Here is a 24,704-nt window from a genome sequence, read left to right as displayed (position 1 = left end):
GAGGAGGAATCCGAAAACTTTCAGAGAGTGCACAGAGGGGGTCGATTGGTCCTCGAGTCTGTCCTCGAGAAGTGCACAGGCCCTCGAGGGGACCTACCAGCGTCGACAACCGTTGCTCCACAGATTGCACAGGACTTATTACTACTACTGAGAATTTCCTAGGAAAAGCTCTTTGAAAATAGTTCTGGGGACAACTCCTGTTGAGAACCTCGCCTCAGGCTGCGCTCGTCCCGGCTTCGGCTTTCCACTTGCGCCCTCGAGGGCATACGGTGGGCATCGCTTGGTCTGTGTCAGACTTCAAGTGAGCTGATGCAGATCCGCAGCAGACGAACATGCCTACCGAGAGGAATAACCCGGCGATGGAGCTTGGAAGCCTGAAGTTTCGCGTTTCCCGGGAAGAGTTCGCTGATTCAGTAGCGTGGGTTGCTCGTAGCCTGCCCTCGAGGCCGCCTGTGCCGGTTCTCGGCGGAGTTCTTCTCGATGCAACCGAAGCCGGCCTCACCGTTTCCGGGTTCGACTACGAGGTATCTGCGCAGGTCCGCGTCTCGGCAGATGTCACAACTGCAGGTCAGGCACTCGTCTCCGGTCGCCTCCTTGCCGATATCACCAAGTCGCTTCCCAACAAGCCAGTGGATGTGACCCTCGAGGGCACTCGCGTGCTCATCTCGTGCGGAAGCGCCAAGTTCTCCCTGCCCACGATGCCGGTCGAGGACTACCCCCAGCTTCCGACGCTTCCCCAGCAGTCCGGGTCCATTCCCGTCGACCTGTTCTCCGAAGCCATCAGCCAGGTAGCCGTTGCAGCCGGCAAGGACGACACCCTTCCGATGCTCACGGGTATCCGTGTCGAGATCGAACAGAATTCGATCGTCCTCGCCGCTACCGACCGTTTCCGGCTCGCCGTGCGTGAACTCGAGTGGACTCCGGCAAATCCCGACGTCCAAGCAGCTGTTCTCATCCCGGCCAAGACTCTGTCGGAGTCCGCGAAAACGCTTGCCGGCAATGCAAATTCGCCGGTCGAGTTGGCTCTCGGTTCCGGCACGACCATCGGAAACGACGGACTTCTCGGCATCGTCAACGACGGACGCCGCACCACGACGCGTCTCCTCGACGCCGAGTTCCCGAAGTTCCGTCAGCTGCTGCCCGCTCAGCACACCGCGATGGCAACCGTCGAGGTCACGCCTCTCATCGAGGCCATCAAGCGTGTGGCACTCGTCGCCGAGCGTGGTGCACAGGTTCGCATGCAGTTCTCCGCTGACGGCCTGCTCCTCTCCGCTGGTGGCGACGACGCCGGCCGCGCGGAAGAGACGCTCAACGCGTCGTTCCAGGGCGAAGCACTCACCATTGCGTTCAACCCCGGTTACCTGATCGACGGGTTGAACTCGCTTCACAGCGAAAACGTTCTGTTCGGCTTCACCACTCCCAGCCGCCCGGCTGTTCTTCGCCCGGCGGCCGAGGAAGAGCCCACGGCAGACGAGTCCGGTAACTTCGCTGCGCCCTCGAGCGAATACACGTACCTGCTGATGCCGGTTCGCCTTCCGGGCTGAGTGGTACCCCGCACTTCAGTTCGCGCCTGACCAGGGAGAACAGTATGAAGATCGGACTCGTAGGTCTCGGCAAGATGGGCTTCAACATGCGTGAGCGCTTGCGCGCGCATGGCCTCGAGGTGATCGGATACGACCCTCGACCTGAAGTCACCGACGTCGGGTCTCTTGCCGAACTCGCTGCTTCCCTCGAGGGACCTCGAGTCGTGTGGGTGATGGTTCCTGCCGGCGAAATCACTCAGAGCACCATTGCCGAACTGGCGGATGCCCTCGAGGGCGGTGATCTGGTCATCGACGGTGGAAACTCTCGCTTCACCGACGACGCCGTTCATGCCGAGCTGTTGGGCGCCCGTGGGATCGGTTTCCTCGACTGCGGTGTCTCCGGTGGCATCTGGGGCCGTGAGAACGGCTACGGCCTGATGGTGGGCGGATCCGAGCCCGACGTGGCGAAGGCAATGCCGATCTTCGACGCTCTTCGCCCCGACGGCGACGCGGCCGACGGCTTTGTCCACGCCGGCCCGGTCGGTGCTGGTCATTACGCGAAGATGGTGCACAACGGCATCGAATACGGCCTGATGCAGGCGTATGCCGAAGGGTACGAGCTCCTCGAGGCGGAAAGCCTGATCGCGGACGTTCCCGGTGTGCTCCGAGCCTGGTCGAAGGGAACCGTCGTACGTTCGTGGTTGCTCGATCTGCTTGTCGACGCCCTCGAGGAGGATCCGGAGCTTGCGCAGATCACGGGCTATACCGAGGATTCCGGCGAGGGCCGCTGGACCGTCGAGGAAGCCATCAAGCACGCTGTGCCCGCTCCCGTCATCTCCGCTGCTCTGTTCGCGAGATTTGCTTCACGACAGGATGATTCACCGGCCATGAAGGCTGTGTCCGCCTTGCGCAATCAGTTCGGTGGTCACGCGGTAAAGAGCGCTTCGCCCAAGAATTCGGCTTCTGGAAGCTAAGTGTTCGTTCGTAGATTTTCGCTGCGGGACTTCCGATCCTGGGATTCGCTGACGCTTGACCTCACACCGGGAACAACCGTATTCCTCGGTTCGAACGGGCACGGTAAAACGAACGTCCTCGAGTCACTCGGGTATCTGTCGACGCTGTCGTCTCATCGAGTGTCCACGGATGCACCGATGATCCGCAGCGGTTCCGCTAGTGCTTTTGCCGGTGCAACAGTGGTCAACAACGGGCGCGAACTGACCATCGACGTCGAACTGATCGAGGGAAAGTCCAACCGCGCCAGGATAAATCAGTCTCCGACGCGTCGCCCACGCGAAGTGCTGGGGATTTTGCAGTCGGTGATGTTCGCGCCGGAAGATCTGTCGTTGGTACGTGGTGATCCTGGTGATCGTCGACGCTATCTCGACGAGTTGTTGACGTCGCGGATTCCCCGAATGGCTGCTGTCCGTGCGGATTACGACAAAGTTTTACGCCAGCGTTCGGCGCTGCTCAAAACTGCCGGTGCGGCTTTGCGCCGCGGTTCTCGTGGTGGCGAGTCGGACAACGTCCTCTCCACCCTCGAGGTGTGGGACGGGCATCTGGCCGCTCACGGCGCACAATTGTTGGCCGGGCGCCTCGAGTTGGTCCACGATCTGGCGCCGCACCTGGCGGAGTCGTATCGTTCCATCGCACCCGAATCCCGGCCGGCCTCGATTCGATACAAGAGCAGCCTGGGTGCGTCGTTGGATCCCGAATTCACCGACCCTGCAAGGATTTCCGGTATCGACGACGTTGCGTACCTCGAGGAGCGATTCCATCTCGAGTTGGCGCAGATGCGTTCGAAGGAAATTGATCGCGGAGTGTGTCTGGTCGGTCCGCATCGGGACGACCTGGAGCTGATTCTCGGCGACAGTCCGGCGAAAGGCTTTGCCAGTCATGGTGAATCGTGGTCTTTCGCGCTTTCGCTGAGACTGGCAGGTTTCGCCCTGCTACGCGCCGACGGCAGCGACCCGGTATTGATGCTCGACGACGTGTTCGCGGAATTGGACCGTCGTCGGCGTCGTGCGCTCGCCACCGTTGCCGCCACCGCAGAACAGGTGCTGATCACGGCCGCTGTTCCCGAGGACGTGCCGGACGAACTCGAGGCGACCAAGTTCGGCGTCGAAGCTTCCGATACCGGAGACGGTCGGATATCGCGGATAGTGCCCGTAGGCTCGACGGATCAGGAGGTCGAGATCGATGACTGAAGACAGCAGCGCGGCTCCGGAGCCCGAGCTCAAGGGGATCGATCTGGCGCGCCGTGCCCTCGAGGAGGCGCGCGCGACAGCCAAGGCCAACGGCAAGGCCGTCGGGCAGGGGCGTTCTTCGCCCAAATACGGAAGCGGCCGCCCGCGTCGGCGCAGCGGTTGGTCCGGCCCCGGCCCGGATGCGCGGGACCCTCAGCCGTTCGGTGCTCTCACCAGCGCTATCTCCAAGTCGCGTGGGTGGTCCCCCAAGGTGTCCGAGGGCACGGTCCTCGGTCGGTGGCCGCAGGTCGTCGGTGAAGACATCTCCGCGCACGCCGAGCCGATTTCTCTGAAAGAAGGTGTTCTCAGTATCTCCGCCGAGTCGACGGCATGGGCTACTCAGTTGCGCATGATGCAGTCCCAGATCCTGGCCAAGATCGCTGCTGCCGTCGGTGACGGTGTCGTGAAGACGCTGCGCATCACCGGTCCGAGCGCGCCTAGCTGGCGCAAGGGTGAAAGGCATGTGAAAGGCCGCGGACCTCGCGATACGTACGGCTGAGGAAAACTCAACCAGGCCCTGGTTCTACCTATTACTTCGTGTTACAGTTAAAACTCGCTAGTGAGTGAACTGTGTCACAAGGCTGTCGTTCCCTACCGATCGGCAGGCATGAAGGAGTAGCTAGATGTCGCAGAAGATATCGACACCCGCTTCGTCGTTCGCCGAGCCGGATCACATCCTGTTGCAGGCTCGCAATGTCGAGTTCGACTGGTCCGATCTGCCCATGCACTGGATTCCGGGCGATCCGTTCAGCACACACGTTCTCAACGTGCTCCATCTTCTCCTCCCTGCCGGTGAGGAATGGTTTGTCGAGACCTTCAAGGAAGCTCTTCCTCTCATCGAGGACGAGAAACTCCGTGAAGACGTCGTCGGATTCATCGGCCAAGAGGCGATGCACTCCAACGCGCACTCGGGCGTTCTGGTCCATCTCAAGGAAAACGGGCTCGATCCGACGCCGTACACGCAGCAGATGGAGTGGACATTCTCGAAACTGCTCGGACCGCGTCCGATGACAGGACTGCGTGCCGAGAATCATCTGGTGGAGCGCTTGGCGATCATCGCGGCCATCGAACACATCACCGCTTTCCTCGGTGACTGGGTGCTCAACGCCAAAGGACTCGACAAAGCCGGCATGCACCCGACCATGCTCGATCTGCTCCGCTGGCACGGCGCCGAAGAGGTCGAACACCGCTCCGTCGCGTACGACGTGATGCGTTACTTCGACAAGCGCGAGACACGCCGCATCCGAACGCAGATCGTCGTCACGCCGGTACTGGTGTGGCTGTGGATTCGCGGCACCAGGTTCCTCATGCGCAACGATCCCGAACTGGCCGCTCAGGCTCCCAGCCGTCGACGCCCTCACCTGTCCGATTTCATCGCGGCGGGTAAGCGAGGCACAGTTCCCACGTCGTTCGAGCTGGCCAAGCGGATGTCGACCTACTTCAGCAAGTCGTACCACCCCAGTAAAGAGGGCTCGACCGCCCAGGCGGTGCAATACCTCGCGTCGTCACCCGCAGCCCAGGCGGCCGCACGGTGATTTCACTCTCGAGGGTCAAGGACGTCATCTCCGGGCACGACGGGTTGCCGCGTTTTCCGGCGCCACCCGATCTGTCCGGCAAGAGCCGTCCCGACCGTGCCATGCGCATCACGGAATTGTTGGCGGACAAGTACCTTCGGGTGTTGACGGCCTACGACTACAACCCTGAGATCGCGGGCCACAACCCCGACACGGCCATGACCATGGTGGTCACCACGCGTGAGGTGGTGGCCACCGACGAGAACGTCGTTCGCCTGCGTTTCGAATCTGCCGACGGTTCAGCGATCCCGCAGTGGCATCCGGGTTCGCACTTGGACTTCCATCTACCTTCGGGTCTGCGGCGGCAGTACTCGCTGTGCGGCGACCCTGCCGATCGCACGGGATACAGCGTCGCGGTGCGCCGAATCCCCGACGGCGGTGGCGGTTCCATCGAGATGCACGCTCTGCAGCCCGGCGAGCACGTCACTGTTCGCGGCCCTCGTAACGGATTCCCGTTCGTCGGAGAAGGTAGCGCTCTGTTCGTTGCCGGTGGCATCGGCATCACGCCGATCATCGCAATGGTCCGTGCAGCAAGAGAATTGGGAATGGACTGGTACTTCGTGTACTCGGGCCGCTCCCGTGAATCCATGCCGTTCCTCGACGAGATCGCAACCTGGGATCCCGAGCGTGTCTTCGTGCGTCCGGACGACGAGTTCGGATTGCCCACCACCGCAGACCTTCTCGGGCGAGCACCGGTCGGCGGCGCCGTGTACTGCTGTGGCCCGACGCCCATGCTCGACGCCGTCCGCCGCGGTTTCCGCGATACACCATCCACTGCTTTGCATTTCGAGCGGTTCGGGGCTCCGCCGGTGATCGACGGCAAAGAATTCGAAGTGCAGCTGGTCAATTCGGGACAGGTGCTCACCGTGCCCGCCGACGAGTCCGCGCTCGACGTCATCAAGAAGACGTTGCCCGGTGTCGGGTACTCGTGTCAGCAGGGTTTCTGCGGAACCTGTCGCGTGAAGGTGCTCGCGGGTAAACCCGATCACCGCGAAAGGCGTCTGACCGACACCGAACAGGAAACGGAAATGCTCATCTGCGTATCCCGTTCCGACGGTGGACGTCTCGTTCTCGATCTCTAGATATTCCCGACTCCGAAGGGTTCGACAATGTCGAAGCACTCTCCTGTCCATGCCGTGACCGCGCGTCGTGTGACCAACGGTTCCGTCAGCCTGGCCGTGTTCGAGCAGGGCAAAGCGGACGGCGAGACCATCGTCCTGGTGCATGGTTGGCCCGACACCCATGAATTGTGGAACCGCATCGTGCCGTTGCTGGCAGACGATTTCCGCGTCGTCAGCTACGACAGCCGCGGGGCCGGCGAGAGCACGATCCCCTCGAGGGTGCAGGACTACCAACTGAGCGCACTGGCCGGCGATCTGTTTGCCGTCATCGACGCGGTCAGCCCCGGCAAGCCGGTGCACGTCCTGGCGCATGACTGGGGGTCCGTCGAAACCTGGGAAGCGGTCTGCGAGCCGGGCGCCGAGGAGAAGATCGCGTCGTTCTCGTCCATCTCGGGCCCGAATCTCGATCATCTCGGCAAGTGGATCCGGGCGAGCGCGTCCAAGCGTCGTTTCCTCGGCCCGGCGGCGCAGGGAATCGCGTCGGCCTACACCGTTCTGTTCCAGATTCCGGGCCTCTGCACGCTTCCGTTGCGTCTGTGGTTCTCCAAGCACTGGCCGGCATTTCTGGGCTTCTTCGACGGTCTGGACCCCCGTGTGGTCAACACCGCGCCCACCATCGCGGACGACATGGTGAACGGACTCAAGCTCTATCGCGCGAATATCCGGCCGTCTCTCGGCAAGCCGCGGGATCGGTACACGGACGTGCCTGTTCAGCTCATTTTGAACAAGCACGACAAAGCCGTTCGTCCGGTGGGATACGAAGACACCGAAAAATGGGTCTCCGACCTGCAGCGACGTGAAATTGCCGCGGGACACTGGTCACCGTTTTCGCATCCGGGCGAGGTTGCCGAACATGCGCGGGCATTTATCGCGAGCCTGAGAGAGCGTCGCTCGGAGAAGCAAAGTTCCTAGCGTTTCACCTTCAGGGGATCGTAAAAATCTGTCTGCGGCGCAGCCAGGGGTGTCATTGGCCGCTTCTAGTCGGTGCTTACCAGTAAGATGGTCAACGGTAACTAGCGGCAACATTCTCGAACCCGCTCCGACGACACCCGCAAGGGCTTGCTGACGGCTGCGCTCGAGTATTGACGGAGAAGGAGAGCTACCCACCCGTGGCTGCCCAGAAGTCAGATACAAGCACTTCCAGCAAGGACTACAACGCGTCGTCCATCACCGTCCTCGAAGGACTCGAGGCGGTACGTAAGCGTCCAGGCATGTACATCGGTTCCACCGGTGAACGCGGCCTGCACCACCTCATTTGGGAGGTCGTCGACAACTCGGTCGACGAGGCGATGGCCGGACACGCCACCAAGGTCGAGGTCACCCTCCTCGAAGACGGCGGAATCCGCGTCATCGACGACGGCCGTGGCATCCCGGTCGGCATGCACGCCTCCGGAGTCCCCACCGTCGAGGTCGTGCTGACCCAACTGCATGCCGGCGGCAAGTTCGACTCCGACTCCTACGCTGTCTCCGGTGGTCTGCACGGCGTCGGTATCTCGGTGGTCAACGCGCTTTCCACCCGGCTCGACGTCGACATCAAGGTCGACGGCTACCGGTGGCAGCAGACGTACACCGATTCCAAGCCGGGAGAGCTCGTACAGGGCGACCCGACGAAGGAGACCGGCACCACCGTCAGTTTCTGGGCCGATCCCGAGATCTTCGAGACCACCCGCTACAACTTCGAGACCGTTGCGCGTCGTCTGCAGGAAATGGCCTTCCTCAACAAGGGCCTGACCATCACGCTGACCGACGAGCGCGCCGAGGTCATCGACGACGAAGCTGCCGAGGTGGCCGAGGCTCCCAAGTCTGCTGCCGAAGAAGCCGAAGAAGCTGCTCAGGCAGCGCCGCGTAAGTCCAAGACCCGGGTCTACCACTACCCCGGTGGACTCGAGGACTACGTCCGGCACATCAACAAGAGCAAGACCCCGATCCACAACTCGGTCGTGGGCTTCACCGCCAAGGGCACCGGCCACGAGCTCGAGGTCGCAATGCAGTGGAACTCCGGCTACTCGGAGTCCGTGCACACCTTTGCCAACACGATCAACACCCACGAGGGTGGCACCCACGAAGAGGGCTTCCGCGCCGCACTGACCGCAACGGTCAACAAGTACGCGCTCGAGAAGAAGCTGCTCAAGGACAAGGATCCCAAGCTCACCGGTGACGACATCCGTGAGGGACTCGCGGCCATCATCTCGGTGAAGGTCGGTGAACCCCAGTTCGAGGGTCAGACCAAGACCAAGCTCGGCAACACCGAGGTCAAGTCCTTCGTGCAGAAGGCGTGCAACGAGCACCTCGCGCACTGGTTCGAGGCGAACCCCGCCGACGCGAAAACCATTGTGAACAAGGCTGTTTCGTCGGCGCAGGCCCGCGTCGCCGCACGTAAGGCGCGTGAGCTGGTCCGTCGTAAGAGCGCGACCGACCTCGGTGGCCTGCCAGGCAAGCTCGCCGATTGCCGCTCCAACGATCCGGAGAAGTCCGAGATCTACATCGTGGAGGGCGACTCCGCAGGCGGCTCGGCCAAGTCCGGCCGAGACTCGATGTACCAGGCGATCCTCCCGCTTCGCGGAAAGATCATCAACGTCGAGAAGGCGCGTATCGATCGCGTCCTCAAGAACACCGAAGTCCAGTCGATCATCACCGCGTTCGGCACGGGCATCCACGACGAGTTCGACATCGCCAAGCTGCGCTATCACAAGATCGTGCTCATGGCCGACGCCGACGTCGACGGTCAGCACATCGCAACGCTGCTGCTCACGCTGCTGTTCCGCTTCATGCGGCCGCTCGTCGAGCACGGCAAGGTCTACCTCGCGCAGCCGCCGCTGTACAAGCTCAAGTGGCAGAAGGGTGCGCAGCCGGAATTCGCGTACTCCGACCGCGAGCGCGACGCGATGGTCAAGGCAGGCCTCGAGTCCGGCAAGAAGATCAACAAGGACGACGGCATCCAGCGCTACAAAGGCCTCGGCGAGATGAACGCCAAGGAGCTGTGGGAAACCACGATGGACCCGACGGTGCGCGTTCTGCGTCTCGTCACGCTCGACGACGCGGCTGCTGCCGACGAGCTGTTCAGCGTGCTGATGGGCGAAGACGTCGAAGCACGACGCAGCTTCATCACCCGCAATGCCCGGGACGTTCGTTTCCTCGACGTGTAGGCCTGCGGCCCTGTGAGCGGTTTCGGAGTCCCCGGACTCCTTTTCCGCGCACAGGGGCTTGCCCCCTCTTTTAAGAAAGTGAGCTCATGACCGACACCACGTTGCCACCGGACGGTCCGCAACACGACCGGATCGAACCGGTCGACATCCAGCAGGAAATGCAGAACAGCTACATCGACTACGCCATGAGCGTCATCGTCGGTCGCGCTCTGCCGGATGTCCGCGACGGACTGAAGCCGGTGCACCGCCGCGTGCTCTACGCGATGTACGACAACGGATATCGTCCGGACCGCGGATACGTGAAGTCTGCCCGACCGGTCGCCGAGACCATGGGTAACTACCACCCCCACGGCGACTCCTCGATCTACGACACGTTGGTCCGTATGGCCCAGCCGTGGTCGCTGCGTTACCCGCTCGTCGACGGTCAGGGGAACTTCGGCTCCCGCGGCAACGACGGCGCAGCCGCCATGCGTTACACCGAGTGCAGGCTCACGCCGCTCGCGATGGAAATGCTGCGCGAAATCGACCACGAGACAGTCGATTTCACTCCGAACTACGACGGCAAGACGCAGGAACCGACGGTTCTGCCCAGCCGTATCCCGAACCTTCTGATCAACGGTTCCAACGGCATCGCCGTCGGTATGGCCACCAACATTCCGCCGCACAACCTGCGTGAAGTTGCCGAGGCCATCTACTGGGCGCTCGACAACTTCGAAGCGGACGAGGAAGCCACCCTCGCGGCCGTCATGGAGCGCATCAAGGGACCCGACTTCCCGACGCACGGGCTCATCGTCGGTGGACAGGGCATCCAGGACGCCTACACCACCGGCCGTGGCTCCGTTCGTATGCGCGGCGTCGTCGAGATCGAAGAAGATGCCAAGGGCCGCACCACAATCGTCATCACCGAGCTGCCCTACCAGGTCAACCCGGACAACCTGATCACCTCCATCGCCGAGCAGGTTCGTGACGCCAAGATCGGTGGCATCTCCGACATCCACGACGAGTCCTCGGACCGCGTCGGCATGCGCATCGTCGTCACCGTCAAGCGTGACGCCGTTGCCAAGGTCGTGCTGAACAATCTTTACAAGCACACCCAGCTGCAGACCAGCTTCGGCTGCAACATGCTCTCCATCGTCGACGGAGTGCCGCGCACGCTGCGCCTCGACCAGATGATCCGTCTGTACACGGCGCATCAGCTCGAGGTCATCGTTCGTCGTACCAGGTACCTGCTTCGCAAGGCGCAGGAGCGCGCCCACATCCTGCGCGGTCTGGTCAAGGCCCTCGACGCTCTGGACGAGGTCATCGCCTTGATCCGTGCGTCGCAGACCGTCGACATCGCTCGCGCCGGATTGATGGAGCTCCTCGACGTCGACGAGATCCAGGCCGACGCCATCCTCGGCATGCAGTTGCGTCGTCTGGCCGCCCTCGAGCGTCAGAAGATCGTCGACGAGTTGGCCGAGATCGAACTCGAAATCGCGGACCTCGAAGACATTCTGGCTCGCCCGGAGCGTCAGCGCGCGATCGTTCGTGACGAGCTCAAGGAAATCGTCGACAAGTACGGCGACGACCGTCGTACTCGCATCATCGCCGCCGACGGAGACGTCAACGACGAGGATCTGATCGCCCGCGAAGACGTTGTCGTCACGATCACCGAGACCGGCTACGCCAAGCGCACCAAGACCGATCTTTACCGCTCGCAGAAGCGCGGCGGCAAGGGTGTTCAGGGTGCCGGCCTCAAGCAGGACGACATCGTCTCGCACTTCTTCGTCACCTCTACGCACGACTGGCTGCTGTTCTTCACCACGAAGGGCCGCGTCTACCGCGCGAAGGCTTACGAGCTGCCCGAGGCGAGCCGTACCGCTCGCGGCCAGCACGTTGCCAACCTGCTGGCCTTCCAGCCGGACGAGCGCATCCAGTCCGTCATCCAGATCAAGACGTACGAAGACGCGCCTTACCTGGTGCTCGCCACTCGCAACGGCCTGGTCAAGAAGTCCAAGCTCACCGACTTCGACTCCAACCGCAGCGGTGGCATCGTCGCCATCAACCTGCGTGGTGAGGACGAACTGGTCGGCGCTGTTCTCTGCTCCGCCGACGACGACCTGCTCCTGGTCTCGGCACAGGGCCAATCGATCCGCTTCTCTGCCACCGACGAGGCACTGCGTCCGATGGGCCGCGCCACTTCCGGTGTCCAGGGCATGCGTTTCAACGGCGACGACGAGCTGCTTTCGCTCAACGTCGTTCGTGAAGGAACGTTCCTCCTGGTCGCCACCTCGGGCGGTTACTCCAAGCGAACCGGCATGGAGGATTACCCGGTGCAGGGTCGCGGCGGCAAGGGCGTACTCACGATTCAGTACGACAAGAAACGTGGCACTCTGGTCGGTGCGCTCATCGTCGACGACGACGACGAGCTGTACGCGATCACCTCGGGCGGCGGCGTCATCAGGACGGCTGCCAAGCAGGTTCGTAAGGCGGGACGCCAGACCAAGGGCGTGCGTCTGATGAACCTCGGCGAAGGCGACACACTGCTCGCGATTGCGCGCAACGCCGACGAGCCCGAAGAGCTCGCTGCAGAGACCACCGACAACGCAGACAATGCCGATGGAGCTAAGGAGTCCTAGTGAGCACTCCCAACCAGCCGGGCAGTGACCGGAAGAGCGAAAGCCCTTCAGGTCAGGTGCCACCGAAGCCGGAGCAGGCAACTGCTCCGGCGGGGCCGCAGACCTCGAAACCTGCAGCTCCAGCGGACGGCGGACCCAAAGCTTCCGAGGCAGCTCCGGCGCCCAAGGCACCGGAGCCGCCTCGCGGCCCGTCGGATTCGGCTCAGAAGCCGGCGGCTGCGGCTCCCGAGGCCGCGGGTGCGGGTGCGGCCAAGGGACAGGCTCCTTCTGCTCCTTCTGTGGCTCCGGCTGCGCCGGTAACTCCGGCGAAGGGTGATGGTCAGGCTCCGCCGCAACCGGTTGCCAATCAGGCTCGTGGCAGCCAGGCACCGCCGTGGCAGCGCGGACCCCAGCCGTCAGGCCAGCCTCAGGGTCAGCCGTCTCAGGCGCCGAAGGCTCCTGCTCAGAACCCGAGTGCTCAGAACCCGGCTGTTCAGAACCCAGTCAAGGCTCCGGCACCGCAGAACCAGGTTCCGCAAAGTCAGCCGCAGACCAACATCACGCGCCCTGCCGGCGCTGGTGCCCCTGCGGGTCGACCGGCAGCTCCGGCCGGGGGTAAGCCGCCTACGGGTCCGCAGCGTCCTGCCGCGGCCGGTCCGGCGCAGGGTGGCCAGGCTAAATCTCCCGCACCGAAGGGACAGCCGCAATCGGGCCGACCCGCCGGTGCGCAGCCGGCACGTCCCGTCGTGACAGGAACAGCAGCGGCTGCAGCTACCGGTGGTATCGCCGGTGCGGCAGCAGCCAAGAGCAACGCACCGACCGTCGCAGCCAAGGCAGTTGCACCCGCGGGCGCAGATCCGAGGGCTGCAAATCCGAAAGCAAAAGCCGCAGCGATCGACGGGCCCACCCGGCACATCGATCGCAAGGATCTGCCGAAGGACATGCCTGACCTCTCCGAGGCCAAGCATCCGTTGCCTGCTGCGGTGAAGGGTGAGAAAACTCACGCCGGACCGGCTTCGGTCGTCGACGGTGCGCCGCTGCGCGCAACGGTCCAGATCCGTCGTATCGACCCGTGGTCCACGCTCAAGATCACCTCCGTGATCTCGGTGTCGCTGTTCTTCGTGTGGATGGTGGCCGTCGGACTGCTCTACGTCGTTCTCGATGGTATGGGTGTCTGGGATCGCCTGAACAACGCGTTCACCGACATCGTTGCCGACGGCGGCTCGGACGGTCTGGTGACGGCCGGCCAGGTGTTCGGCTACGCCGCGCTGATCGGTATCGCAAACATGGTGCTTTTCACGGCGCTCGTCACGATCGGATCGTTCATCTACAACCTCTGCAGCGACCTGGTTGGTGGCGTCGAGGTAACTCTCGCCGACCGCGACTGACCTGCGAAAACATTGCTCCGCCGGGCCCGTTTTGGTGTCAGCGGCCCGGTGGGGTAATCTTTGGAATCGGTTCAGGGGCCTATAGCTCAGGTGGTTAGAGCGCTTTACTGATAATGAAGAGGTCGGAGGTTCAAGTCCTCCTAGGCCCACTCCCATGTGCCGAAGAAGGGTTGCTGGAATGAAGGTTTTCCTGCTTGTCGGGGCCGGAATTCTGGTAGCTCTCGGGGTCACCAAGCTGATCAAAAGTCAGCGCGGAGACAAGGTTTGGCACGATTTGGAAACAGGATAGAACCTAGGTACTCTGACTCCGGTCAGAAAACCGAACGGGGCCTTAGCTCAGTTGGTAGAGCGCTGCCTTTGCAAGGCAGATGTCAGGAGTTCGAATCTCCTAGGCTCCACAGTAAGAAAACACCCTCCCGGGATCCGGGAGGGTGTTTTTGTATCTCCACCCACCGTTTGTCGACCCGACGTTTTGCCCCGCCGACGCTCTCGTGGCCCTCCCCTTTTTGAGCGAACGGCACTTTCGGCGCACTGGAGGCGATGAACATGCCGTTCGCTCGGAGTGGGGTGGCTAGAACCGCGCCCACTATGGACCGTTCGTCCCGAATTCTCCGGAAAGTCTAGTGGTCATAACCAGCCGGGCGTAGCGTGAGGAGAACCCAATTTCAGGAGGTTCGTAGTGCTTCACAACGACATTCCCAGCCACGGTGAAATTGCCGCACTCGCGGAGGTGGAAGGGCCCACCTGCATCACCATCGTGACTCCGACTGAAGATGCGCCGCAGGATCATGACAAAGCGCGCATCGCCTTCAAGGACCAGGTCCGCTCGGCACTCGCATCGGTGGAGGATCCGGCCGAGCGCAAACTGTTCGAGGCCGAATACGCAGAGCTCGACGACGACGACGATTTCTGGCGCTTCCAGTCGCGCTCATTGGTCACGTACGCGACGCCGGAGCGTCTGGTGACCTTCCGCCTCCCCAACCGTCTGCAAGCGCTCGAAACGGTCAGCGATCGGTTCCATCTCAAGCCGCTGCTTCGTTCTGTGACCTTCCCCCAGACGGCGTTCGTTCTCGCTCTGGCAGAGGGGTCGGTGCGACTGATCGAGATTGCCGCCGATCAGCCCGCCGACGAGGTTCGTGTCCAGGGAATGCCGAAGAACGCTGCGGATCACGCGGGCAAGTCCTCGATCAACAGTCGCACCGAAGCGGGTCGACTGTCGGGGTCGGACAGCCGAAAGTTGCGCGTCAATCAGTACGCCCGCGCAGTCGATCACGAGGTTCGTGGTGTCCTCGCCGGCCGCGACGTCCCCTTGATCCTGGCTGCCGCGGAACCCATCGCATCGGTGTATCGCTCCGTGAATTCGTACCGCCACCTGGTCGACAAAACCGTCGAGGGAAACCCGGAAGCCTTGTCGACGCAGGAAGTGGCGGACGGTTCGCGTCCTGCGCTCGACGATTTCCACGCCGAGCAGCTCGCGGCGGTGCGTGACACCTTCAACGTGCGCACCGAACAGGGACGCACTCAAACCGACGTCGCCGACGTGGCCACCGCCGCGACCTACGGCCAGGTCGACACCGTTTTCATCGACATCGATTCCGTCGTACCCGGAAGTCTCGATCCCCTGACGGGCGCTCTCACGACCGGCGAGTCGACCAACGGAAGCACCTACGGGGTCGTCGACGAGATCGCTCGTCGTGCGCTCCTGACGGGTGCTCGGGTACTCGCTGTACGCGCAGAGGACATTCCGGGCGGCGGCGCAGTTGCCGCGATTTTGCGCTTCGCCCCGTAAACAGACTGGACGCGTGTGCGCCTCGTGACCTTATTCGGGCACGGGGCGCATACGATTCCGGCATGAAACGTGTGTGGGAACGGCTGCGCCTCTATTGCAAGACGCTGCATCCGGTCGGGCTTGCCTTTGCTCTGGTCTTCTTCACCTGGTCGATGAGTCCCTCCCTGTTGCCGCGCGCGTGGTACCTGCAGGGCGTTGCGACAGGCATCTCGCTCGCGATGGGATACGGCGTCGGCGTGACGGTTGCCTGGATGATCCGCAAGTGCGGCGTCGAACCGCAGTGGTCGGATCGCACCAAGAAGATCGGCTGGCGAGTCCTGTTGGCTGCGGCCGTCATTCTTGTTCCGACGTTCTTGGTCCTCGGTTCGTGGTGGCAGCAGATCGTCCGGGATCTTGTCGAAGCTCCCCGCACCAATCAGGCGAATTACCTTCTGGTGCTGATGATTTCACTCGGCATCTGGTTCATCCTGCTCGAGGCCGGTCGCGGTCTTCGTTTCACCACCAACAAGCTCACCGCAGTCGCACTTCGGTTCGTTCCCCTCGAGGCGGCGAAGGTCGGCAGCTTGATCGTCATCTTCGCCCTCGGCATCTTCATCGTGAACGGTGCGCTGTACAACGGGTTGATCGCGTTCGCGAACTGGAGTTTCTCCGGTGCCGATCACGAAACACCGGACGGCATCGAGCAACCCATGATCGCCGAGCGCAGTGGTTCGCCGATGTCGGCGGAAGCCTGGGATTCCCTGGGCCAGGAGGGGCGCACCTTCATGGGCAGCGGTCCCACCGCAGCCGAGATCTCTGCGCTGACCGGACGTGAAGCGAAACAACCCATCCGCGTGTACGCCGGACGTGAATCCTCGGACTCGATCAACGGTGTTGCAGAGCGCGTCGTCGACGAGTTGGAGCGCACCGGCGGCCTCGACCGCGGAACTCTCGCAGTCGTGACGACCACCGGTCGTGGTTGGGTGAACGAGGACGTCGCGTCGGCATTCGAGTACGTCGAGGGCGGCGACACGGCGATCGCGTCGATGCAGTACTCGTTCCTTCCGAGTCCGTTGGCCTTCATCGCAGACCGCGAGACGCCGATGATCGCCGGGCGGGCACTCTTCAACGCGGTCTACGCCAAGTGGATCGACCTGCCCGTGGAGACGCGTCCCGAACTGGTTGTCTTCGGTGAGAGCCTCGGCTCCTACGGTGGTCAGGCAGCGTTTGCCGGCGCCCAGGACATGATGACGCGCGTCGACGGCGCACTGTGGGTCGGAACTCCCAACTTCACTGCCCAATGGCAGGAAATCACGGACAGTCGCGACTCGGGGTCGAAGGAAATTCTGCCGGTGATCGACGGTGGACGCGCCATTCGGTTTGCCGGTGATCCGGAGGATCTGGAGCTGAAGTCGGATTGGGACGACGATCGCATCGTGTACTGGCAGCACGCCAGCGACCCGATCACGTGGTGGTCCTTCGACCTGCTGCTCAACAAGCCTGATTGGCTCAAGGAACCGCTGGGCCGCGACGTGGATCCGGGAATGACGTGGGTGCCTCTCGTGACCTTCTGGCAGGTCACCCTCGACATGGTCTTCTCGGCGGACGTCCCGTCCGGGCATGGTCACAATTACGGCGAGGATGCAGCGGACATGTGGGCCAAGATCCTGCATCCCGAGGCCTGGACCTCGGCTGATACCGACAAGCTTCGTGCGCTGCTGACCACCAATCTGGAGCCCACGAAGTAGTCGTAAACGGTTGTAATACAGCCTGTTGAGGCGAAAACCTCACGAAAAAGTGTTACGTGAGGTATGTGTTACTCTGCGTTCGCTGTGTGCCAAGCCACAGCGGAGGCGAACGTGGGGAGATCGAAACGTGAAGAGCAGAGCATGGTGGGCGGCCGGGGTCTCCGTCGCAGCACTGGTCATGGGTGCTGTGACGGCCCCCGCCGCAATGGCTGAACCGGCGGATTTCTACACGCCGCCGTCCGAACTACCGGACGGTGCCAACGGAGATCTCATCAAGAGTGAGCCGTCACCACTGCTGCTGAGCGTGCCCGGATCGAATGGTGCATGGCCGGCAACCGCCACCAAGATCATGTACCGAAGCGAGGACGCCAAGGGTGCCCCCGTTGCCGTGACGGGCACCTATCTCGAACCGTCGAATCCGTGGACCGGGCAGGGGGCGCGTCCACTGGTTGCCGCAGCGGTGGGAACGCACGGACAGGGCGATCAGTGCGCACCGTCCAAGCTGTTCAACACCGGCATCGAGTACCAGTTCCCGACGGACGTCATGGTCGGCTACGAGTCCATCTGGGTGAACACGTTGCTGCTCAACGGCATTGCCGTCGTAGTCACCGATTACGAGGGCCTCGGGACTCCGGGCGATCACACCTACGTCAACCGTGAAGCCGAAGCACATGCGGTTCTGGACTCGGTGCGCGCCGCTCAGCAACTCCCGAACACGAGCATTCCCGCCGACGGCCCCGTCGGACTGTGGGGCTACTCGCAAGGTGGTGGAGCTGCCGCTGCCGCAACGGAATTGAAGCCGTCGTACGCTCCCGAGCTTGATCTCAAGGGCACCTACGCAGGTGCACCGCCCGCCGATCTGGCGGCGACGCTGCAGCAGGTCGACGGCACGTTCCTCACCGGAGTGATCGGCTACGCGCTCAACGGGATCCTTGCGCAGTACCCCGAGGTTCAGCCGCTGCTCGACGCCGAGATCAACGATCGTGGCCGACAGATGTTGGCCGCCACCAAGAACCAGTGCGTCGCCGAAAGTGGATTGCAGTTCGGCTTCCAGCAGTCGTCGAGTTTCACCAATTCCGGTGAATCACTGTCCGCGGTTCTGGCCCGTCTGCCCATGGCGCAGGCGATCCTCGACGAGCAGAAGATCGGCAAGCTGACGCCGGAGTCGCCCGTGCTGATTCAGCATGGCCGCTCCGATGACATCGTTCCGTTCGGTCAGGGACAGCAACTGGCGCGAGACTGGTGCGGTAAGGGCGCAACGGTGCAGTTCTCCGTCAACGAACTGCCCCCGATCATTCCGGGCATGGCAATCAATCACGCGACGCCGTACCTGGTGGGCACCCCCGAATCCGTCGGGTACATGATCGATCGCTTCAACAACGTCCCGGCACCGTCCAACTGCTGAACGTGAACATCGAAAAGCCCCGGAACGCAATATGTTCCGGGGCTTTTCTCATGTCGACTAAGCGGTCTTTTCGGCCGAGTTCTCCTCGAGGCGAGGGGGTGCGGAAGCGACCGGCGGATGTTCGCGTCGGCGGCTCTTGAAGAACACCGCGCCGCCGATCACCGCGACACCGGCGATGACGAACACGGTGACGCGCTTGCGGCCGCGAGGCTTCTCGGTGCGTTCCGCGGACTTGGCGGGGATGGCCTTGGCGCGCTCGACGCCCTTCTTGGCGAGGACTTTGCCCTGGCGACCCAGGAACAACCCGACCTGCCCGGCGCCGCGAGCAACCGAAGTGGCGACCACCGCGGCGATGCGGCGAGCGTTGTCGGCTGCCTCGGACTCCTTGATACGAGCCGCTGTCTCTTCGAGGTAGGCGGCAGTCTCGTCGAAGGTGTCTTCGACGCGGGCGCGCGCGTGATCGAAGGTGTCGGGCAACTGCGTGCTGAGGGACTCGGTCACTCGTGTCATGACTTCACTGTGCCATAACAGGGAGGCGGGGACAGGGAGAGTTTTGCGGGGCGACATCCGCGAGAACGTCGGCAATGGCACGATGGTGGTGTGACTTCAACTCATCAGACCGCAACCGCAACGCTGCACACGAACCGCGGCGACATCAAGATCGCTCTGTTCGGCAACCATGCGCCGAAGACCGTCGAGAACTTCGTCGGCCTCGCCGACGGCTCGAAGGAGTACACCACCGCAAACGCCGCCGGCACCAAGACCGGCCCGTTCTACGACGGTGCCATCTTCCACCGCGTCATCGACGGCTTCATGATCCAGGGTGGCGACCCCACCGGCACCGGCACCGGCGGCCCGGGCTACAAGTTCGGTGACGAGTTCCACCCGGAACTGCAGTTCGACCGCTCCTACCTGCTGGCCATGGCCAACGCAGGCCCGGGAACCAACGGCTCGCAGTTCTTCATCACCACCGGCCCGACGCCGCACCTGAACCGTCGCCACACCATCTTCGGTGAGGTTCTCGACGACGATTCCAAGAAGGTTGTCGACGCTATCTCCTCGACCGCCGTCGATCGTGGCGATCGTCCGGTCGAGCCCGTCGTGATCAACAGCATCACCATCTCCTGAACAGGTAAAACAAGCAGATGACGAACCCCGGTTGGGGCGGCGGTGCGAGTGAGGGCATCCCGCCCCAACCGCGGTGCGTCCGCCATCCAGATCGACCTACCGCACTTTCCTGCAATCGTTGTGGACGCCCGGCGTGCCCGGACTGCCTTCGCGAGGCGGCGGTGGGATACCAATGTGTCGACTGTGTAGCTGCCGGTCAACGCGATGTCCGTCCCGTTCGGGGCGTCGCCGGAAACACCGTGAGCCCCACCCGCGCGGTCCCAGTCGTGACGTACACCTTGATGGGGCTCAACGTCCTGGCGTTCCTCGCGACCTTCGCGCAGTCGCGAAGCATCATGAACAATCAGGTCGGCTCGTCGATCTTCGCGAACTGGGCACTCAATCCGGGTCTGGTCGCCAGCGGTGACTGGTTCAGACTCATCGGCTCCGGGTTCCTGCACTTCGGCATCCTGCACCTTGCGGTCAACATGTACGCGCTTTACATCCTGGGGCGCGACACCGAAATCGTGATGGGCCGCTCCCGGTACATCGGCATCTACCTGGTTTCGCTTCTCGGCGGTTCCGCCTCGGTGATGGCCTTCCAGCCGGTGTTCTCTTCGCTCACTGCCTTGTCCTGGACTGCTGGGGCGTCGGGTGCGATCTTCGGCATCATGGGTGCACAGGCAGTTCTTCTCCTGCGTTTGCGTCGAAGCCCGGTCCCGATCATCTCGGTGATCGCGATCAACGTGATCATCAGCATTTCGCTGCCCGGGATCTCGTTCTGGGGTCACGCGGGAGGCCTGGTGGCCGGTGCCGCAACGGCAGCTGCCTTCCTGTACGTCCCACAGTGGTTGGGCGCCGGCGAGAACCGAGTGAAAGCAGTGCGGATCGGCTGGATCGCTTTTGGTGCCGTCACCGTGGTGACAATCGGAGTCATCGTGCTCCGCGTCGTCCAACTGCGCGAACAGTTGGGGATCAGCTAGCAAGAATCGTGCACCTGAGTACAGGTGCACGATTCTCCTGCTTCTATCGTTCAGCCGCCGATGACGGACTCGCAGGCGAACGTGATCTCGAAGCTCGACGTCTCCGTCGGGTTGCTCCCGTCCCGGGCGCCGATTCCCTCGCCCGTCACCACGAAGGTATTGCCGTCCTGCTTGGCACTGGCCGACCCGCCGGGCAGACCCGGTGCGAATCCGGCGGTGTACGGCAGACCGTTCGATCCACCCTCGCTTCCGGCGATTCCAGCAGTCTGAACCGTGCCGGATTCATCGATGATGGCCGAGACGGTCAATACGCCGTAGGTCGCATTTTCCGCGTCGAGCAGTGTCATCACTGTCGTGCCGCCGTCCTTTGCGCACTTCGTCTCGAATTTGGCGTCAAGTGCCTTCCCACCGACGCTGACCGAGGACATAGCGGACGAAGCGCCGGTAGCGGTCTTTTCCGAGTCAGTCTTGTCGGAGTCGCTGCCGCAGGCGGCGGTGAAAAAAGCGACCGCCGCGATGGTGGCAGCGACTGCGGTGGAGGACCGGCGGGTCATCGTGGTCCGAACCAACTTCGTCATGTTCTGTCCTTCAAGTCATGCGGTGCGTGCGCACTTGCTCCGGCTATTTCGCCGACAACACTAGCCACTGACTCGATGCCAGTAGCTCTAAACCCGCAGCTCAGACGGTTTTGTCGCGTTCGACTGGTCAAGGACGTTCGTCGGGCTGCCGGGAATCATTTGCCGGATCGTCGGGAGTAATCGCACATGCGGGGACGGCTTCTGTAGAGATTGTCCACATAGGTTGAGCTCGGTAGTGCTTCTACTGTGGCTTGAGTCACTTCGTTGATAGCACCGCTGACCTTTTCCGAGGAGTACCCCTGCCATGACCTCCACCGATAGCACCACCACTGACGGTGGGGTTACACCGAGCGAGATCGAATCTCGCGTGGTGAAGAAGGTAGCGCGACGGCTGATCCCCTTTCTGATCCTGCTCTATTTCGTGAACTATCTGGATCGTACGAACATCGCCTTCGCGAAGCTCACCATGAGCGCCGACCTCGGGATGACCGAGACCATGTTCGGCCTCGCCTCCGGGCTCTTCTTCGTCGGCTATCTACTGTTCGAGGTGCCGAGCAACCTGGCCCTGCACCGCTTCGGCGCCCGGCTGTGGATCGCGCGCATCATGCTCACCTGGGGCATCCTCGCCGCTGCGCTGGCATTTGTGCCCAACGTGGGCAGCCTCTATTTCCTCCGCATTCTGCTGGGAATCGCCGAAGCCGGCTTCTTCCCCGGAGTTCTTCTCTACCTGACCTTCTGGTTCCCGAAGAAGTACCGCGTACGCCTGATGGGCTTGTTCCTGCTGACGCTTCCGCTCTCGTCGGCGCTCGGCGCCCCGCTCTCGGCCGCCATCATCCAGTACGGCGACGGTCTGTTCGGCCTGGCCGGATGGCGCGTGATGTACCTGATCGAGGGTCTGCCCGCCGTGATCTTGGCGTTTGTCGTCTGGTTCTACCTCACCGATCGTCCCGCCGACGCCAAGTGGTTGACCCTCGAGGAGCGCACGTGGCTGATGAAGTCCATGGCCGACGAGGAAAAGGAACTCGGCGACGCCGGTCACCAGTCTGCCGGCAAGACCCTGCGTGATCCCCGCGTCATCGGGTTCGGTCTGGTCTACTTCGGAATCACCTACGGCCTCTACGCTTTGAGCTTCTTCCTGCCGAGCATCGTCGCGGGATTCAAGCAGACGTTCAATACTGATTTCTCGCTCGTCGAGACGGGTCTGATCGTGGCCGTCCCCTACGCGATCGGCGCTGTCGCGATGGTGCTGTGGAGCCGCCATTCCGACAAGACGGGTGAACGAATGTGGCACGTTGCAGCACCGACGCTCCTGGGTGCGGTATCCATTCCGATTGCGCTGTATCTGGATTCACCGTTCACCGTCATGATTGCGGTCTCGCTCACGGCCGTCGGCGTCCTGTGCGCGCTCCCCGTCTTCTGGTACCTGCCCACCACGTTCCTGACGGGCGCCAGCGCGGCTGCGGGTATCGCGATGATCAACTCGATCGGCAATGCGTCGGGCTTCGGCGCTCCGTACATCACCGGCTGGCTCACCGATGTGACCGGAAATGCCAAGGCAGGTTTGTGGGTGGTGGGCGCCGTGATGCTCTGCGCCGCAATCCTTGTAGTGGTTCTGGCAAAGCGATCGAGCAAGCCCGCTCAGATCTGACCGAGTTTCCCCGCACTGGCACGCAGCCGGATCAGGAGCGCAAGATCGAGCGCCTGGTCCGGCTGACGCCACTGTGTCCCGATCAACCGGTCGATCGATTCGAGGCGTTGGTACAGGGTGTTGGCGTGAATCGCGAGCGCTGCGGCGGTCGCAGAATGTTTGCAATTGTGCGACAGGTACGACGCGAGGGTGTCCAATAGCGGAACGCCGCGTCGCTGCTCCTCCTCGAGGAGTGGGCCGAGGGACCGCTGCGTCAGTGCTTCCAGTTCTTCGCGGCCGGTGCGGCTGAGCAGAATTCGGTAGATGCCGAGTGAACTTGCCGGTTCCACGTGTGAGGCCCGCCCGAGCGTCTCGAGGACGTCGACAGTGTGCTGCGCCTCGACATAGGCTCGCGCCAGACCTTCCGCTCCCACTGCGGGATCGGCGATTCCGACGGTCGGGTTCTCCGCCGGCTGCACCCATGCCGCCGCAACCTCTGCCGGTGACATTCCGGGAATCAATGCGATGACCCGTGAACCATGCTCGGCAACAACAGTTCCCGAGGGAAATGCAATTTCCTCGATACTGCGACGAGTACGGTCGACGGCGTCTGCCGGGCGGGCCACCACGACAGTGTACGAGCGGTCGGGGTTGAGCCCGGCCAGGCGGAACTGGCCGTTGACCTCGGCCGGCGTCGGCGCTGGCCTGGTGATCAGATCGACCAGAAATGCGTCGCGTGCTCGACGGGTGGCTTCCCGGGCCGCCCGTTCGCCCACCAGCGCAAGCGCAATGGCCGGGGCCGACCTTTCGAGTGCCAATCTCATGGCGGCGGTGGGTTCTCGGCGCGAGAGCAGGAACAGAACCCCGAGTTGGTCACCGGCGCTGCGCACTTCGGTGGCGAAGAGGAACTGCTCACCGACGATGAGCGTCACTTCCTGCTCGCGTCTGTCTGCAGCGAAGATGTCGAAAACTCGACGAACACTCTCGCTCACCCGTTGCAATCCCGGTGGAATCTCGGATGTTCCGGTCACGAAGAACACCGGCGAACCCGTCGACGCCGAGGTTTCTTCCACGAGTTCACGGACTCCACCGCCGCGCAGGACAACTTGTGTGAGCGATCGGTCCCAGGTCAGTGTCTGTTCGAGAAGTGCTGTGCGCTCGGCAAGTTCGGTGTTCGCTGCATTCACTTCTGCAACCGTCGCGCGATAGCGTTCGAGAGAGCGGGCATTCTCGATCGCCACCGAGGCATGAGCTGCGAGGGCGGACAGCAACGCAACTTCCTCGTTGCCGAATCGGCGCTCCTGACGTTTGCACGCGCACAGAGCACCCAGAATTTTGCCGTTCAACGTCAGTGGCACGGCCAGCAGGCCGCGCATGTTCTCGGCTCGTGCTGCGTCGTCGGCGGGCCCGATGTGTGCAAACGAGGGATCGTTTCGATAGTCGGGAGACCAAGCAGGAGAGGAGTTCTCGACCACGCGACCGATCAGACCTTCGCGGAACGGAACCGTGAGGCCGAGCAGTTGCGACGTATACGCCCCGCTCGTCACTTCGATGATCAAGATGTCGTCATGAATGAGAGCAAGGTACGAAAGGTCGACGCCGAGCAGTCGTTTGGCCTGATCCACGATCTCCTGCAGGAGGGCGTGGTGATCGTGCATCGTGGTGAGCAGCGACGCGATGTCGTTGAGCGCCCCCAGTTCGGTGGCGCGCTGTCGGCGCTGAGCCAGGAGACTTCGTAGTTGAAGCGCCGATCGGGCTTCTCGCTCGATCTCGGCAGCGGCCTCCGGGGCTGACCCGGCGGCCAACTGATCGCGATGCTCGATCAGTTCCTCGGTGGATGCCTCGGCCAGGAGAAGCTGCAGCCAGTTCTCGTGCATCGGCACTCCCTTGTCAGAC

The 24,704-nt window shown here is 62.8% G+C and carries 19 protein-coding genes and 2 tRNA genes; 18 read left to right on the top strand and 3 right to left on the bottom strand.

Annotation, left to right across the window (positions count from 1 at the left end; genetic code table 11):
- Positions 1 to 359 precede the first annotated feature (359 nt).
- The 15 genes from dnaN (at position 360) to ABWI03_RS27545 (ending at position 18,513) form a co-directional block, all read left to right on the top strand.
- Entirely contained in the window at positions 360 to 1,544 is a 1,185-nt protein-coding gene (gene dnaN, locus ABWI03_RS27615) for a DNA polymerase III subunit beta (protein WP_007729165.1), read from the top strand.
- A 44-nt stretch (positions 1,545 to 1,588) separates the two neighbouring features.
- Entirely contained in the window at positions 1,589 to 2,497 is a 909-nt protein-coding gene (gnd, locus tag ABWI03_RS27610; protein ID WP_095969314.1) for a phosphogluconate dehydrogenase (NAD(+)-dependent, decarboxylating), read from the top strand.
- Positions 2,498 to 3,727, top strand: a complete 1,230-nt coding sequence (recF, locus tag ABWI03_RS27605; protein WP_124566983.1) for a DNA replication/repair protein RecF — start codon at positions 2,498 to 2,500, stop codon at positions 3,725 to 3,727.
- Positions 3,720 to 4,265: a DUF721 family protein gene (locus tag ABWI03_RS27600; RefSeq protein WP_003942471.1), complete on the top strand. Its 546-nt coding sequence runs from the start codon at positions 3,720 to 3,722 to the stop codon at positions 4,263 to 4,265. Before recF ends, ABWI03_RS27600 begins: the two co-directional genes overlap by 8 nt.
- Before the next feature lie 124 nt (positions 4,266 to 4,389).
- Positions 4,390 to 5,301 (top strand): metal-dependent hydrolase, encoded by a 912-nt coding sequence (locus ABWI03_RS27595; protein ID WP_003942578.1) that lies wholly within the window; start codon positions 4,390 to 4,392, stop codon positions 5,299 to 5,301.
- Positions 5,301 to 6,422 (top strand): PDR/VanB family oxidoreductase, encoded by a 1,122-nt coding sequence (locus ABWI03_RS27590; RefSeq protein ID WP_095969667.1) that lies wholly within the window; start codon positions 5,301 to 5,303, stop codon positions 6,420 to 6,422. Before ABWI03_RS27595 ends, ABWI03_RS27590 begins: the two co-directional genes overlap by 1 nt.
- Before the next feature lie 27 nt (positions 6,423 to 6,449).
- The gene (locus tag ABWI03_RS27585; protein ID WP_298774766.1) at positions 6,450 to 7,373 is read left to right on the top strand and encodes an alpha/beta fold hydrolase; all 924 of its coding nucleotides are present in this window, start codon (positions 6,450 to 6,452) and stop codon (positions 7,371 to 7,373) included.
- Between the two features lie 197 nt (positions 7,374 to 7,570).
- Positions 7,571 to 9,607 (top strand): DNA topoisomerase (ATP-hydrolyzing) subunit B, encoded by a 2,037-nt coding sequence (gene gyrB, locus ABWI03_RS27580; protein WP_054832234.1) that lies wholly within the window; start codon positions 7,571 to 7,573, stop codon positions 9,605 to 9,607.
- Between the two features lie 86 nt (positions 9,608 to 9,693).
- On the top strand, positions 9,694 to 12,225 hold the full coding sequence (gene gyrA / locus ABWI03_RS27575) for a DNA gyrase subunit A (RefSeq protein ID WP_095969316.1): 2,532 nt from the start codon (positions 9,694 to 9,696) through the stop codon (positions 12,223 to 12,225).
- A complete protein-coding gene (locus ABWI03_RS27570; protein ID WP_298774763.1) occupies positions 12,225 to 13,592 on the top strand; it encodes a DUF3566 domain-containing protein in 1,368 nt (455 codons plus the stop codon). Before gyrA ends, ABWI03_RS27570 begins: the two co-directional genes overlap by 1 nt.
- A 75-nt stretch (positions 13,593 to 13,667) precedes the next feature.
- Positions 13,668 to 13,741 (top strand) — tRNA-Ile (locus ABWI03_RS27565).
- A gap of 176 nt (positions 13,742 to 13,917) precedes the next feature.
- Positions 13,918 to 13,990: transfer RNA gene (locus ABWI03_RS27560), tRNA-Ala, on the top strand.
- A 281-nt stretch (positions 13,991 to 14,271) separates the two neighbouring features.
- Entirely contained in the window at positions 14,272 to 15,381 is a 1,110-nt protein-coding gene (locus ABWI03_RS27555) for a baeRF11 domain-containing protein (protein WP_298774760.1), read from the top strand.
- Between the two features lie 62 nt (positions 15,382 to 15,443).
- Positions 15,444 to 17,108 (top strand): alpha/beta hydrolase, encoded by a 1,665-nt coding sequence (locus ABWI03_RS27550; RefSeq protein WP_298774757.1) that lies wholly within the window; start codon positions 15,444 to 15,446, stop codon positions 17,106 to 17,108.
- A 127-nt stretch (positions 17,109 to 17,235) separates the two neighbouring features.
- Entirely contained in the window at positions 17,236 to 18,513 is a 1,278-nt protein-coding gene (locus ABWI03_RS27545; RefSeq protein WP_298774754.1) for a lipase family protein, read from the top strand.
- A 57-nt stretch (positions 18,514 to 18,570) separates the two neighbouring features.
- Here the strand turns inward: ABWI03_RS27545 and ABWI03_RS27540 are convergent, their stop codons facing one another.
- Positions 18,571 to 19,023 (bottom strand): hypothetical protein, encoded by a 453-nt coding sequence (locus tag ABWI03_RS27540; RefSeq protein ID WP_206029279.1) that lies wholly within the window; start codon positions 19,021 to 19,023, stop codon positions 18,571 to 18,573.
- Between the two features lie 90 nt (positions 19,024 to 19,113).
- Here ABWI03_RS27540 and ABWI03_RS27535 point away from each other — a divergent pair, with 90 nt between their 5' ends.
- Complete coding sequence (locus ABWI03_RS27535; RefSeq protein ID WP_007729190.1) at positions 19,114 to 19,641, top strand: peptidylprolyl isomerase; 528 nt, start codon at positions 19,114 to 19,116, stop codon at positions 19,639 to 19,641.
- A 17-nt stretch (positions 19,642 to 19,658) separates the two neighbouring features.
- The gene (locus ABWI03_RS27530) at positions 19,659 to 20,603 is read left to right on the top strand and encodes a rhomboid family intramembrane serine protease (RefSeq protein WP_124566976.1); all 945 of its coding nucleotides are present in this window, start codon (positions 19,659 to 19,661) and stop codon (positions 20,601 to 20,603) included.
- 50 nt (positions 20,604 to 20,653) lie between these two features.
- Here ABWI03_RS27530 and ABWI03_RS27525 read toward each other — a convergent pair whose 3' ends face one another.
- Positions 20,654 to 21,181 (bottom strand): lipoprotein LpqH, encoded by a 528-nt coding sequence (locus tag ABWI03_RS27525; protein WP_298774750.1) that lies wholly within the window; start codon positions 21,179 to 21,181, stop codon positions 20,654 to 20,656.
- A gap of 304 nt (positions 21,182 to 21,485) precedes the next feature.
- On the opposite strand from ABWI03_RS27525, the gene ABWI03_RS27520 reads away from it, so the two are divergent.
- Positions 21,486 to 22,829 (top strand): MFS transporter, encoded by a 1,344-nt coding sequence (locus ABWI03_RS27520; RefSeq protein ID WP_298774747.1) that lies wholly within the window; start codon positions 21,486 to 21,488, stop codon positions 22,827 to 22,829.
- Here the strand turns inward: ABWI03_RS27520 and ABWI03_RS27515 are convergent.
- Positions 22,820 to 24,685 carry a helix-turn-helix domain-containing protein gene (locus tag ABWI03_RS27515; RefSeq protein WP_298774745.1) on the bottom strand — a complete coding sequence of 622 codons (1,866 nt, stop codon included), beginning with the start codon at positions 24,683 to 24,685 and terminating at the stop codon, positions 22,820 to 22,822. The genes ABWI03_RS27520 and ABWI03_RS27515 overlap by 10 nt on opposite strands.
- Positions 24,686 to 24,704 lie beyond the last annotated feature (19 nt).

The organism is Rhodococcus baikonurensis, from assembly GCF_040489275.1.
Lineage (GTDB): Bacteria > Actinomycetota > Actinomycetes > Mycobacteriales > Mycobacteriaceae > Rhodococcus_F > Rhodococcus_F baikonurensis.
Note: the sequence above shows the minus strand (reverse complement) of the source record. Positions and strands in the feature narration are given on the sequence as shown.